This is a genomic window from Gilliamella sp. B3023 (assembly GCF_026536845.1).
GTDB lineage: Bacteria > Pseudomonadota > Gammaproteobacteria > Enterobacterales > Orbaceae > Gilliamella > Gilliamella apicola_E.
Map to the genome: position 1 here is coordinate 73,778 of NZ_JAFNNH010000002.1, position 14,035 is coordinate 87,812.

The 14,035-nt window shown below is 34.5% G+C and carries 16 protein-coding genes; 4 read left to right on the forward strand and 12 right to left on the reverse strand.

The window, feature by feature from the left end; translation table 11 throughout:
* Positions 1-205: 205 nt before the first annotated feature.
* Positions 206-1,276: a membrane-bound lytic murein transglycosylase MltC gene (mltC, locus tag J3U16_RS01725; RefSeq protein ID WP_065562304.1), complete on the reverse strand. Its 1,071-nt coding sequence runs from the start codon at positions 1,274-1,276 to the stop codon at positions 206-208.
* A gap of 9 nt (positions 1,277-1,285) precedes the next feature.
* Positions 1,286-1,555, reverse strand: a complete 270-nt coding sequence (locus J3U16_RS01730; RefSeq protein WP_065562305.1) for an oxidative damage protection protein — start codon at positions 1,553-1,555, stop codon at positions 1,286-1,288.
* 200 nt (positions 1,556-1,755) lie between these two features.
* On the opposite strand from J3U16_RS01730, the gene J3U16_RS01735 reads away from it, so the two are divergent.
* The 3 genes from J3U16_RS01735 (at position 1,756) to J3U16_RS01745 (ending at position 4,645) form a co-directional block, all read left to right on the forward strand.
* Entirely contained in the window at positions 1,756-2,967 is a 1,212-nt protein-coding gene (locus J3U16_RS01735) for an aspartate aminotransferase family protein (protein WP_267330059.1), read from the forward strand.
* Between the two features lie 67 nt (positions 2,968-3,034).
* Positions 3,035-3,646 (forward strand): ribosome biogenesis GTP-binding protein YihA/YsxC, encoded by a 612-nt coding sequence (yihA, locus tag J3U16_RS01740; protein WP_065562307.1) that lies wholly within the window; start codon positions 3,035-3,037, stop codon positions 3,644-3,646.
* 12 nt (positions 3,647-3,658) lie between these two features.
* The gene (locus tag J3U16_RS01745; RefSeq protein ID WP_267330058.1) at positions 3,659-4,645 is read left to right on the forward strand and encodes a serine/threonine protein kinase; all 987 of its coding nucleotides are present in this window, start codon (positions 3,659-3,661) and stop codon (positions 4,643-4,645) included.
* 89 nt (positions 4,646-4,734) lie between these two features.
* On the opposite strand, the gene J3U16_RS01750 is transcribed toward J3U16_RS01745, so the two are convergent.
* The 10 genes from J3U16_RS01750 to J3U16_RS01795 form a co-directional block, all read right to left on the reverse strand.
* On the reverse strand, positions 4,735-5,031 hold the full coding sequence (locus tag J3U16_RS01750) for a GIY-YIG nuclease family protein (RefSeq protein WP_267330057.1): 297 nt from the start codon (positions 5,029-5,031) through the stop codon (positions 4,735-4,737).
* An 83-nt stretch (positions 5,032-5,114) separates the two neighbouring features.
* Positions 5,115-5,750 (reverse strand): histidine phosphatase family protein, encoded by a 636-nt coding sequence (locus J3U16_RS01755; protein ID WP_267330056.1) that lies wholly within the window; start codon positions 5,748-5,750, stop codon positions 5,115-5,117.
* A 14-nt stretch (positions 5,751-5,764) separates the two neighbouring features.
* A complete protein-coding gene (locus tag J3U16_RS01760) occupies positions 5,765-6,136 on the reverse strand; it encodes a hypothetical protein (protein WP_267330055.1) in 372 nt (123 codons plus the stop codon).
* Positions 6,137-6,218: 82 nt separating this feature from the next.
* Positions 6,219-7,253 carry a zinc-dependent dehydrogenase gene (locus J3U16_RS01765; RefSeq protein WP_267330054.1) on the reverse strand — a complete coding sequence of 345 codons (1,035 nt, stop codon included), beginning with the start codon at positions 7,251-7,253 and terminating at the stop codon, positions 6,219-6,221.
* On the reverse strand, positions 7,231-8,763 hold the full coding sequence (locus J3U16_RS01770; protein ID WP_267330053.1) for an FGGY-family carbohydrate kinase: 1,533 nt from the start codon (positions 8,761-8,763) through the stop codon (positions 7,231-7,233). The genes J3U16_RS01765 and J3U16_RS01770 overlap by 23 nt, the downstream gene beginning before the upstream one ends.
* A 200-nt stretch (positions 8,764-8,963) precedes the next feature.
* Positions 8,964-10,310: a PTS galactitol transporter subunit IIC gene (locus tag J3U16_RS01775; RefSeq protein WP_267330052.1), complete on the reverse strand. Its 1,347-nt coding sequence runs from the start codon at positions 10,308-10,310 to the stop codon at positions 8,964-8,966.
* 2 nt (positions 10,311-10,312) lie between these two features.
* Positions 10,313-10,600 carry a PTS sugar transporter subunit IIB gene (locus J3U16_RS01780; RefSeq protein WP_220217996.1) on the reverse strand — a complete coding sequence of 96 codons (288 nt, stop codon included), beginning with the start codon at positions 10,598-10,600 and terminating at the stop codon, positions 10,313-10,315.
* A gap of 11 nt (positions 10,601-10,611) precedes the next feature.
* Positions 10,612-11,070: a PTS sugar transporter subunit IIA gene (locus J3U16_RS01785; protein ID WP_267329942.1), complete on the reverse strand. Its 459-nt coding sequence runs from the start codon at positions 11,068-11,070 to the stop codon at positions 10,612-10,614.
* Positions 11,071-11,092: 22 nt separating this feature from the next.
* Positions 11,093-11,941: a class II aldolase gene (locus tag J3U16_RS01790; protein WP_267330051.1), complete on the reverse strand. Its 849-nt coding sequence runs from the start codon at positions 11,939-11,941 to the stop codon at positions 11,093-11,095.
* Between the two features lie 9 nt (positions 11,942-11,950).
* Complete coding sequence (locus J3U16_RS01795) at positions 11,951-12,685, reverse strand: GntR family transcriptional regulator (protein WP_267330050.1); 735 nt, start codon at positions 12,683-12,685, stop codon at positions 11,951-11,953.
* Positions 12,686-13,212: 527 nt separating this feature from the next.
* Here J3U16_RS01795 and J3U16_RS01800 point away from each other — a divergent pair.
* Positions 13,213-13,917, forward strand: a complete 705-nt coding sequence (locus J3U16_RS01800) for a lipopolysaccharide core heptose(II) kinase RfaY (RefSeq protein WP_065734822.1) — start codon at positions 13,213-13,215, stop codon at positions 13,915-13,917.
* The last annotated feature ends 118 nt before the right edge of the window (positions 13,918-14,035 follow it).

Genomic DNA, 14,035 nt, shown 5'->3' on the forward strand with positions numbered 1-14,035 from the left:
TTGATAAGAGTTGTAAGCCAAAAAAATGATATAAAACAAATTATTAAACGTCATACACAACTCTTGAAGTAAGCTTTTTTAAAGAAATGAAAGGGAAAGGTTAAAATATTAAATTTTGCATAAGAAATATAATGTTTTTTAAAAGGACCATCACAATATTACATTATTAAAAATAATGTGATAGTCCTATAAAAAATAGATACTTTTATTTATTATCTAGAATTCTACTAACTTTGATAAGGTAATTTCGTGATTCTTGAGAAACATGTGAAGTCACTAATTTCCGATAAACTTGTTGAGGTGTCATCGAGTTAATTATATTGATCGCCTCATTTCGGTCATCAGAAAAAGTACGTAATACACTTCCTGCTCCACCATTATAAGAGGTGATCATTGCATATCGTAGTGATATTGGATTATTTATACCTGCTAAATACTTAGTTTTTAGTAAAGATAAATAAGCAGTTCCCATATCAACATTATTACGAGGGTCAAGTAAAAACTGACGGCTCGGTTCACCAGGTTTACCCCGCAACTTGAAGATGTCTCGACCAGCAGTGTGTTGCTGTACTTGCATTAATCCTAATGCATCTGTACGACTTACCGCAAATGGGTTAAATGCTGATTCAACTTCCATAATAGCTAAAATCAATCGTTCATCAATAAAGTAACGATTTGACGCTTCAGTCACTAAAGGTAAGAATTTTCTTGCACGTTGATTAATATGGTTTGGAACAAGTTTGATTTCAACATAAGTGATTTTATGAGCTCCAGAAGAACGTACTTTTAAATTATTGGCAAGCAAATAATCGGCAAAGCTATTTGCCCTACCACTCCAACGAATTGGTTGTCTTTCTTGATCAAGAACCTGATTATATAAAAAAGGTTCTTGTGATAAATCCTGACTTATTTTATCTCGCCTGATAATATCAACAGGTTCAGGCATAAGTAATGTTGATACAATTGCGTCCTTCAAATTATTGATTGGTGTATCAGATAAAGTTTCAATGGTAATTATCCCAGAAACAAAATTGATATGAACTCGAGTTTGTAGATTATCTTCATATTGAACATAATCTTTAGGACCAGCAATAAGAACCTCTTTAGGTCCCCAGATTTGTTCTATATTATTAGCGTACTGACTTATTAAAATATTAAATGCATTAGTATCTTTTATATAATAGTCTTCATCAGTTTTTTTGTTATTTGAGCCAGGACAGGCTGTTAATAAACTTACTGAAATGAGTAATGTAAGAATTTTAAAATTGTTTTTCATTGTAATCTCTCAATTTTCAGGTTTATATCCATCAATAACCACGTCTTCACCTTCAAACAAAAACTTTATCATTTCGGTTTCAATTTTTTTACGATGTTCTAAATTCATCATATTAAGCTTATTTTCATTAATTAACATTGTTTGCTTCTTAAGCCATTCTTGCCATGCTATTTTAGAAATTTCATTATAAATACGCTTGCCTAGCTCTCCTGGGTAAAGCTGAAAATCTAGACCTTCGGATTCTTTTTTTAAATAATGGCAATAAATAATACGACTCATATTTATTCCTATTTTATTAACGATTATTAATTAATCGCTAATTATACCCGAAAATAATTGCAGAAAAGAATAAAATATACAAAATATCCAACTTTTTTAAATGAATATAAATTCAATATTTATGAATAAATATTTACTTTACTATCTTTATAAATAACATAAAATAGAAAAAGACTGTTAGATAAGATAAGGATCGTATAATGCAGCCAGAAATAACACGAGAACTGTTTGACAAAGTAATCCTACCCGTTTACTCACCAGCTAAATTTATACCTATTAAAGGGAAAGGTAGTAGAGTATGGGATCAACATGGTGAAGAGTATATCGATTTTGCAGGAGGGATTGCGGTTAACGCGCTTGGTCATTGCCATCCTAGGCTAATTAATGCCTTACATCAACAAAGTGAACAATTATGGCATGTAAGTAATGTTTTTACCAATGAACCGGCTTTACGCCTTGCCAAAAAAATTATTAATAATACCTTTGCTCAGCGCGTTTTCTTTGCTAACTCAGGTGCCGAAGCAAATGAAGCCGCCTTCAAATTAGCAAGATATTATGCGGCGCAAAAATATAGTCCTTATAAAACTAAAATTATCTCGTTTTATCAATCATTTCACGGTCGCACCTTTTTTACAGTATCAGTAGGGGGACAAGCTAAATATTCCGATGGTTTTGGTCCTAAACCTGCTGATATTATTCATGTCCCTTTTAATGATTTAAATGCCGTTAAGGCAGTAATGGATGATCATACGTGTGCAGTGGTGTTAGAACCGGTACAAGGAGAAGGTGGATTAAATGCAGCAACGCCAGAATTTTTGAAAGGTTTGAGAGCACTTTGCGATCAATATAACGCTTTGTTGATCTTTGATGAAGTTCAATGTGGAATGGGGAGAACTGGTACTTTATACACTTATCAGCAATATGATGTGGTTCCAGATATTTTAACTTCTGCAAAAGCACTTGGCGGAGGATTCCCTATCAGTGCAATGTTAACAACCGATGACATAGCATCGGTAATGCACCCAGGTGTTCACGGCACGACTTATGGTGGTAACCCTCTTGCTTGTGCTGTTGGTTGTGAGGCATTTGATATTATCAACACACCTGATGTACTTCAAGGCGTTCAAAAACGCCGAGCAATCTTTATTGAACAACTTGAAAATATAAATGATAAATTCAAAGTATTTCGAGAATACCGTGGTAAAGGACTACTTTTAGGTGCTGAATTACAACCAGTGTTTCATAATAAAGCACGTGACTTCTTGAATGTTGCCTCCGAATTTAAAGTAATGATCCTTAATGCAGGACCAAATGTGCTTCGTTTTACCCCTTCACTAATTATATCTGAAGACGAAATAAACGAAGGAATGAACCGACTTAGCAAAGCAGTCGAAAAAGTTGTCAATTCCTAAGTTTTTCTATACAGTAACGGCATTTTAAGAGATTAAGTGCCGTTAATGCACTTAAAGGACATTTTTTATGACCGACATTCGACCATTAAACTATGCTAAAACGCATTTTATTTTAAGTGCACCCGATATTTCACATTTACCAATTGATAGTGGCGTTGAAGTTGCCTTTGCCGGCAGATCTAATGCCGGTAAATCAAGTGCACTTAACACATTAACCAATCAAAAATCTTTAGCAAGAACCAGTAAAACACCGGGACGAACGCAACTTATTAACCTATTTGAAGTGGAAGAAAATTGTCGTTTAGTCGATTTACCGGGCTATGGTTATGCACAAGTTCCGGAAGCGATTAAACGCAAATGGCAAAAATCATTAGGCGAATATCTGCAAAAACGAGAAAGCTTAAAAGGCTTAATTGTATTAATGGATGTTCGGCATCCGCTTAAAGATCTCGACCAACAAATGATTGAGTGGGCTGTATCAGTTGATATTCCTGTTATGCTACTGTTAACTAAAGCCGATAAACTCGCTTCAGGCGCATTAAAAAAACAGGTTAACATGGTTAAAGAAGCTATCTTACCTTTTCAAGGTGATATTACTGTTGCACCGTTTTCATCGCCAAAACGTATCGGCTTAGAGCCTTTGAAACAGAAATTAGACCAATGGTTCAGCCAGCAATAAAGGAACGTTAAAATGGATAGTTCAGCCTTTTCATTTCAATCATTATCACCCGACGTTATTTTTGCTAGTTTGGCAACCGTTGGTATTCGGGTTGATTCGGGGCTGACTGCTTTAAATAGTTATGAAAATCGTGTCTATCAATTTTCTGATGAGGATCGCATACGATATGTCACCAAATACTATCGCCCCTATCGTTGGAATCAGGCACAAATTCTTGAAGAGCATCAATTTACTAAGCAACTATCAGAAGCTGATATTCCTGTCGCTGCGCCATTAACCTTTAATGGTCAAACTTTGCATGAATATGAAGGCTACCTATTTGCTCTGTTCCCAAGTGTAGGAGGACGGCAATATGAAAGTGATAATATCGAGCAGATGGAATCGGTAGCCACTTTGCTGGGACGTATTCATCAAATTGGTGCAAAACAACCTTTTATTTATCGCCCTACAATTGGACTGGAAGAATATCTTTATCAGCCTAAAGAAGTTTTGTTAACCTCTAATTTGATCCCTAAGAAAATCCATGACGAACTCAAGACCAGTTTAACCCACTTAATACAGATTGTTGAGCAGCATTGGCATACCGATTGGCAACCAATTCGCCTTCATGCTGATTGCCATGCGGGTAATATATTATGGCGTGATAGTGCCATGTTTGTCGATTTTGATGATGCACGTAATGGACCAGCGATTCAAGATATTTGGATGTTACTCAATGGCGATCGAAAAGCGCAACAATTGCAACTTGATAGCATTCTTGAATGCTATCAAGAGTTTTATAATTTTGATATGAACCAACTGAGTTTAATTGAACCACTTAGAGCAATGAGAATGGTGCACTACCTGGCTTGGATAGTTCAGCGTTGGCAAGACCGAGCTTTTCCAATCGCATTTCCTTGGATAATCGATGCTGATTTTTGGTATCAGCAATTAGCTGAATTTAATCGTCAAAGTCAAGCCATTAAAGCGCCACCGCTACAATTGATGTCAATGTTTTAAATTGAGCAGTATCAAGAATAAATTACGCCAAATAACCTCTATTGCAAATCAGGACAATAATATCATTCAATATTCTGCAATTGAGCAAATCATCGATTGATCAAGGTTAATAAATTCACTAAGTCGGGAGCGTTTGCCACCAGTTGCTCTTTTTTCTGTTTAGAAAGCTGTTTTATACGATACTCAAGTTTCAATGCGGTTGATCTGTCACCTATACTGATTTGATAAACAACGGTTAAATTATTATGCCCTTTAAGGTGTTTAGCACCTTTACCATTTTGATGCTGGCGTAAACGCCTGGCGACATCAGTTGTGATACCAGTATATAAAGAGTGTTTAGCCGTTCTGATAATATACAAAAACCAAATAGCAGAATGATTACCCATAACCAAATTTAAAATGCAGATGTAATTTAGATGGATATAATACGCGGTTTAACCAATTTAATCAGTAAAGTCCCGTTCAATTATTAGAGATGATTGGTTTGATTAATCGATGTCAACGTAAAATAACCACACGAGTCAATATCATCTTGTTTATAATTAATAATGCTAATGCTGGTATTTGCTAAAATTTCTGTATTTTGTAAATGTTCTTGCCAATTTCCACCCGTAAGAACATAAATCAGTTGTCTTAACAATGAACCATGCGAAACAATTAAAATATTTCCATGATGATTTTCAGTTATGATATCGTCAATTGCTTGTATGGAACGCATAAATACACTTCTAAAATCTTCTCCTTGATTGTCAGCTATTGAATATTTTTGGGCATCAGTTTGTAAATAGATAAAGTTTGGGTCAGCATAATAATTGGGCACAAATTTACCCTCCCATTGACCAAAATCAATCTCTTTTAATCCTTCATGCAACTTTAAGGAAATATCTCGATTATTAATAATAAGCTTTGCAGTATCAACAGCCCTCTTTTGTGGGCTTACGTAAGCGTTAACAAAATTCACCTTGTCTACTGCTTTAGCAGTTAATTTTGCTTGATTAATACCATTTAAAGTGAGTTGAGAATCTGATGATCCTTGAAATAACTGTAATTGATTCCATTTTGTTTCACCATGGCGGACAAAATAAAGATTGATGTTTTTAAACATAAAGTTGATACCTTTCAATTTTTTGAAGTAGAGAAATATTTTTTAAGGCTGATTGATTTGATGACATAAATAAATAGTGAAAAATAGATCAAAAAATAAATCATATTGTTTCCTGTACCGATTTGCTGTGAAGATAAATAGATAATCTCTACCGTTGTGGTAATTAAGCAAAGAAAAAAGTAAAAAGTGAGATAAATTGGCGTGTTCTGATTTTTTTTGATAATCAAATAAATCAACAGCGCAATACAGCACAGAATGACCAAGTAAAGCAGTGTTGAAAAAACATCTAATTGAGAATGAGCAAAATTCGAATATAAACCATAACTGATAGAATAAAAATTAACCAATAACACGACTAAAATCAGAATAATCGATACTTTTTTCATCTGTTCTACCTTATTAATACTAAATTTTGCTCATCTCATCATTGCCAATGATTGTGCTGTTTTAAACAAAGTAATTGGCTTGTTATAGTTCAGTTTTTATGACAACTTTTAATACTGATTGTTTAGGATTAGTCGATAAATCAATCGCTTCGCTTAATTTATCTAAAGGAAAAACGTGGGTTATCATTTCTTGAGTGTTGAGCTTTTTCTTCTCAAGCAGATCTAACGCTTCTGGGAACTCATAAGGTGTCACCGAATAAGTGCCGATAATACTAATTTCATCCTTAAAGAAACGGCTGGCATCAATATTCACCATTTTATTTTTATCAAACCCGGAAAAGACAATGATTTTCCCCGCCCTTCTTACCAGATTAATTGCATCAGACACTAATGATGAAACCCCGGCAGCAATAACAACGACATCAACACCTTGCCCATGAGTAATTTTATTCACTTCTTCAAAAATATTTTTCTCTGCAATATTAATTGCATAATCACATCCTACTTTTAGTGCTGTTTGTAATTTAAATTCAGACATATCACTAATAATGACTTTATTTGCGCCTTTAATTTTGGCTAACTGCGCATGTAAGATGCCGATTGTTCCGGCGCCCATAATAAGTACACTATCATTAGGTCTAATATCTGCTTGCTTAAGACCATGCAAACAACAAGCAATAGGTTCAATTAAGGTAGCTTCTTCATCTGTAACACTATCGGAAACCTTATGGGTCAAATGCTTTAAATGTAATTCGGGAATACGAATAAATTGGGCAAAACCACCGGGATCGATATTATTTGTTCTAAATTGCTCACAAATTGTGTAATGTCCTTTATTACAATAGTGGCAAGTAAAACAAGGAACATGTATTGCGGTGATAACTCTATCGCCCAGCTCAAAACGATCAACGTTTTGGCCTTTTTTAACAATCTCACCGACTACTTCATGTCCTAGCACGGTAGGCTTATTAACACTATCGCCCCTAATTTTTTGAATATCGGTACCACACAAACCACAGGCGAGCATTTTTATCAATACTTCATTATCAGAAATATCAGGAATCGGAAGATCCTCTGTTCTTAAATCGTTTTGTTTATAACATACTGACGCTTTCATCTTTATTGTCCTTTTTACTTTGAAATTCTAAACGGTTTTTTAAATCAAAAAATGGCTGGTAATAGTGTTTAAAAACGGAATTGTAATAGTGATTTATTTGCAAATTGGGGATATACCGAACCATATAGTTATCACTCTGCTTATCTGAATTTTTATCAATATAGTGATTTTGATATCCGGCTAACATGACTGCGCCTTTGCAAACCGCTTCTTTGATATTACACGATATGATTTCTCGACCAAGAATGTCGGCTTTTAACTGCAACCACAGTGGATTTTTTGCCGCCGCACCGATTACCTTTATTATGGGGTGATGGCTTGCGGTTAATTGCTCAATAGTGGTCAAGGTATTTTTTAATTCAAAACACAATCCTTGAAAAACAGCCAATAATATATTTGATAAAGTGCTGTTTTCATCAAACCCATACCAAAGCCCTTTGGCATCAATATTACGCTTAGGTGGTCCACTTCCCCGCAAATGCGGAATAAAGATTGATAGGTTTGCTTTGAGGTAAGGTAAATCGGTCAGTTTGCCAAGCAATGAATCGATTAATTGATTAAATTCATCATCACTCACCGAAAAAGATCGTTTAAACCACTCAATGCTATATCCCGCTGACGGAAGCGAAGCATAAAGCGTATATAAATCATCAATAACATATTGCCCATTTGATAGATGACTATCTAAAAAACCGTTGTCAAAATTGGCTTGATTACGTAATAACAGTAATCCTTCAGTGGTGCCGGTTGAGTTTAGAATTTCACCCGGTTTAAGTTCGGCTGCGATTGAACCACACATATGGTCATGACCACCAATCGAAACCATGATTGACTGACTACAATTAAGTTTTTGGGCCAACGCTGGTTTAAGTTTCGCAATATTTTTGCCGGATTGAACAAGATCGCAAAATAGATGATTGAGCGCAAAAGCTGACGCAATTTTTTGTGACCAACAATGATTTTTCAGATCATAAACCAGCGTTCTTGACGCAAGTGAAGGCTCTGCTCTTTTTACATCAGTCAATTTATAAGCCATATATTCGGCAATACATAACCATTTAACTTTATCGATATCCAAATCAATGTTTTTTCGAATCCATAAGATTTTAGTTAAACTATAGTTACTATGCACAGGAATACCGGTAATTGCATAAAGCTCATCATCGGTGAATTTTTGATTAATTTCTGCTACATTTTTCTTAGTTCTGGTGTCATACCAAGTGATTGCCGGGCCTACCACCTCACCTTTTTCATTAATCAATACACCAGATTCACCTACGCTTGCTATAACGATATTTTTGACATTTTGCGCTAGAGAAGATGAACCAATAAGCGTAATGATAGCCTTTTCAAGCTGGTTATATAACGATGTAATATCAAAGTCCGATCCATATTCTGAAATCACTTTAGGGGTTTGAAAAGCAACGCTATCAACCAGTTTTAGTGAAGGCAATTCAAAAACACATAATTTACAATTTGTTGTCCCGATATCGATCCCAATCGAGTACATATTAACCTCCTTACTTACCCTTTCGCTCGATAGTTTTCAAGCAAATTGAGTGTATACCCACCATAAAATAACAAGTTAATCATATATTTAAATTTATTCACTTTGAAAAAAAGTGTAGTTTTCTCCATTCCGATAAGTTGCCTTATCAGATTCATTACCTCAATTAAAAGTGTTATTTATAGTGGGTATACGTTATTTTTTTAGGCCAGATCCCATGTTTTTTTAGTGTGGCGATACAATAAAAGACAAGTGATGAAAATTATTGGAATTAACGCTAAAGCGATATAATTTCCTTCAAATACTTTTACTGCCCAAAAACGGTAGGGATTACCACCATCTAATAAGCTTGAAAATTCACCGTCGGTTTTTACTGGGAAATTAATACTTTTTGCAATGTTGGTAATTATCGGCGCCACTGCTGAAGCAACATAAAGATTCACAATTAAGCAAGGTATGCCGATAATAAATGATCTCACAATATTGCCACGACAAGCTAATACCACCATGGAAATAGGTACCCAAATATTGGTTAAATCGCCAAGTGGTAATAACCTATTACCGGGTAATATGATTGATAAAATCAATCCAACGGGAATAAGTAAAAGTGCAGTAGAAAGCACCGATGGATGCCCAACAGCAACAGCAATATCTAAACCAATGTATAAATTTTTTCGGTTAGGAAATTTTTTATTTAAAAATTGCTTCACTGCATCGGATAATGGTAACAATCCTTCCATGAGTAATTTAACCATTCGTGGCATAATTAACATGACAGCACCAAGATTAATCGCTAAGTTTAAAATCCCTTTAACATCATAACCCGCCGCTATACCAATTGCGCCACCTATGACAAATCCAATCATCATCGGTTCGCCAAAGATACCAAATCTTTTTTGTATCGTTTGAGGATCGGCATGCAATTTTTGTAATCCCGGTATTTTATCTAAGATAAGATTACCTAACACACCAATAGGAAAGAAGATAACAGATGATAGTGTCGGAAGTGATATACCGGGTAACTCAAAATACTTTTGAATCATAGGCGCACACCAGTCAGCCAAAACAAAAGTTATCACGGCAGTAACCCCTGCTATAATCAATCCATAGACAAAGCTGCCAGTACTGCTATAAACCAGCGCACCAACAAAGGTAAAATGCCAGAAATTCCATAAATCAATATCGACAGTTTTAGTCCAATTAACGGTTAACATCACAATATTGATAATAATGGTCATTGGAATTACAAAAGGGGCAATCGGTGAAGCCCAAGCAATTGCTGCTAACGGTGGCCACCCAAGATCAATGACGGGTAAATCAATTCCGGCATGTTCAACTAAATCAGTTGTTGCACTGCCAAGACTGGTTCCTAACAAGTCAAAAATAACAAAGATACCAACAAAGCCCATTCCAATGGTTAATGATGAACGAATTGCCCGCCCTATTTTTACCCCTAAACACAGTGCCATTATAAAGATGACAACAGGTAACATGACGGTCGGCCCGAAGCCCAAAATGTATTGGACAATTTCAAGTAACTTATCAGCCATAATCAATCTCCTTGCAAGATCCTAACGATTTCGGCTAAGACTTCTTCTTCACCTATAGTGGTAATTAAAGGTACCCCATTGATAATTGGTGTTTTCTCTAATTGATAAGACACTTTAGAAGTCACGATAATTAAATCAGCCATACCGTCTTGAGATTGTACAGTTGCGACATCAGACTGAATGTTTTCAACCTCGATACCATGCTCGGCACAATAATTTTTAACTTTCTCAGTTGCAATAGTTGAAGTTGCAATACCACTGGTACAGGCAAAAATGATTCTTTTTTTCATAATAAAGCTCCTTATTTCAAAATATCTTTTAAGATTTTTTTGATTTCAAATTTGTTATTACTTTCAACTATTTTTTGCAAAATCTGATCATTGCTGAACGATGATGCTAATTTCATTAAAAAAGTTAAGTGGGTATCGGATTGTTTTAACAGTAAACCAAATACGATATTGACGGAGAGGTCTTCATCAGTTTCGGCATTTTTAAAAATAATGCCTTGTTTACTGGTCACAACAAACATGCCATCTTTTTTTACAAACTCACTGTCAACATGAGGCATCGCAACATTAAGGGTTTTTAATTTAAATCCGGTTGGATGTTCATTTTCTCGTTCAATAACTTTTTGTAAGTATTGTTCTGTAACATAATGATTTGCTAATAATTCATGGCTAATGGCTTCAAACATTGCTTCTCGGCTTTCAAAGCTTTTGTTTAAAAAAATAATATTGTCATCCAATTGTTCTAATTGCATATTTACCACCTATGACGTTAGTCTAACGATGAATGTTTAATAAATTCATAGATAGTATTTTGTTGTAAACAACTTGCTTCACATCGCCTTTTGCTTTTAACAATACTTTAATAAGATTATATTCATTATTATTAGCGACATATTGTTTACCAATTGAACTAATATAAGCTCTACGCAAATCACCACCAATATTGAGTTTAACAACATTATATTGGCTGATTTTTTGCAAAGTTTGATCATCAATTCCTGAACCACCATGGATGACCAATGATACGGGGGATATGTCGGATAGTTTGCCAAGTAAATCAAAGTCTATTTTGGGCTGTTGTTCAAAACCGTGCACATTACCAACTGATACAGCCAAAGTTGCACAGCCAGTTCGTTTAACAAATTCTTGAACTTGATTAGGATCGGTTTTGCGATCGGCTTCATTAACTTCATCGTCCTCTTTACCGGTGATGGCACCTAACTCTGCTTCTACCGGAATATTGTATCCACCACAAAAATCAACCACTTTTTTTGTCAATTGAATATTTTCTTCAAAAGGTAAATGAGAGCCGTCAATCATAATTGAGGTAAAACCAGCCTCAACCGCTTGCTTAACATCTTCAAAAGTTTTGCCATGATCCAAATGCAGACAAAATGGTGTCTTCATGGTACTAGCTCGATTACGAACCATATCGACAATATATTTATAACCCGATAACACGATGTTTGTCGGTGCAATCTGCACCATGCTTGGTATGTTGCTCTCTTCAATTGCATCTAATATGGCTAAAGTTGTTTCCAAATTTGTTGTATTAAATGCGCCAGCTAATGTTTTTTGTTTTTTAGCTTCACCTAATAAAGTATACCCATTGACTAATGCCATAACTAACTCCTACTTTCGTCTAAGTGTTGTCCCCAAGTAGTTTACGTTTGATTTTAGCCATACATTACCAAACTCGATTGGTAGACCATTATCAAGGTAAACTAATTGTTCTAAATGAAGAACGGGGGAGATATCACTAATATTTAATATATCTGCCCGTTCCTTACCTACCACTCGGGCTGAATAACGGCAGTCCGAATGATCTATTTTTTTATGGGTAATACGTTCAATTTGGTTAAATAAACTATGTTTGGTAAAATCAACCAGCTCTATTTCAGGACATAAAGCTAAATTGATTCGGTTTTCAATAAACATGATTTTTTCACCATTGACGCTTCTTACCCTTTCCATATAAAAAATATTTGCGTTAAGCGGAACTTGTAATTTTCCACTAATATATTCATTTGCTTTCTCTACTCTTTTGGTGATAACCTCGGTGGTGAACTTGACGTGCTGCATTTCTAACGATTCGGCAAATGACTGTAGTCCATAACCTAATTGATAAGAGATGTTTTCAGCTTTTACATACGTTCCTTTACCTTGAATCTGTTCCAACACAGATTCATTAATCAGTAACTCTACCGCTTTTCGAACTGTGCCTCGACTAACAGAAAGTAGGCTCATGATCTCGTTTTCCGACGGGATTCTGTCGCCCGCTTTTAGATCATTACGATAAATCTGATTTCTTATCCACTCTTTTACTTGTACATAAAGTGGTGTGCTAGAAAATTTATTGATACTCATTGGTTACCCCAAAATGTTGGTTAAGTTAAATATACATCCATAGACAACTATGTACAACTATGGACAACTAGTTTTTAAACAAAATGTGAGTTTAATCACATTTTCATATTTATCAATATAATTTAGAAAAAGGATTGCATTTAGTTTCAGCATTAATCAAAGATAATGAGATCCTAATTAAGGAATTGTTGAAGAAATTAAATTATTTTGCAAATAAAAAAATCGTGTTTTGATCCGCTTTTAACAATAAACTCATTTGTATTTAATCACTAAGCTAAATTGCATAATTAGAGTAAAGATTGATTTGACTTTATTGACAATAAATACACTGAGACATAACAAAAATGCTATTGTATTAAACGTTACTTGCCCGTCTTTTGCCAATTTTATGTAAAATAAATTTCAGCTAACTAGTAACCAATATTTTTTCGCACGCATCACCTGTTAATATTGACAGTTTCATTTACTTTAAGCTTGATAGTGTTTAAGATAAACTCATTTTTTGATGTATCTTAGGACTTTAAAACTTGAATAACTTTGCAAACATTATTGAAATCGAGCGCGGCAATATGAAGTTCGCTTACGTACAAAATGATGAGATAAATTATTTGGAACTTTTTGACCAATTTTTGGCCGAAGAAGGACATCATGAGCTACTCGATCCAAGTGATAAAATTGAGAGATATACTTATCTAATTAATCACAATCAATCTAAATTTATTTTCAAAATAGATGGCGGTGTTGAGCATCGTTTAGAACGTCGACTTATTGCTAAAATCACTGGTGATTTTTATTTTAATCTGATTCGTAAGCTGGCTAAAATTTCGTTGGATAAATGCGATATCGCTTATGAACTCTATTTAGTCGCTTTTGATAAAACCACCAATCGCCACTATATGATCTTTAATTTTATTGAAGGACGTTCATTAACATGGGATGAAATGCGTGAATATGGAGAGCAAGTTAAAGCATGTATTGAAAAACTGCATAGTTATAATCTTGTTTCAAACGATGTTCACGGTGGTAACTTTATTTTAACTCCAGAGGGTAAAATCAAAGCAATCGACTTAACTAACTCCGGTTTTATTTGGTTAACTAAAGCCAATGATGCAATCGAATTGCGTGAGCGCTTTGGTATTAAAATTAATGTTCCTTTCTTGGCTATGGCAATTAAAAAATTTACTCACGGATTTAAACGGTTATCGCGTAAAATTCGAGGTAAAGAAGATTAATAAATTAAATGAGAGAAAGACAAACCTCTCTCATTTTTCTGCAAATAAATATAATTAATTCAATATATTAAATTATACATTTTAATGATTTTCAGCTCTAAAAAATATTTAAATTCTT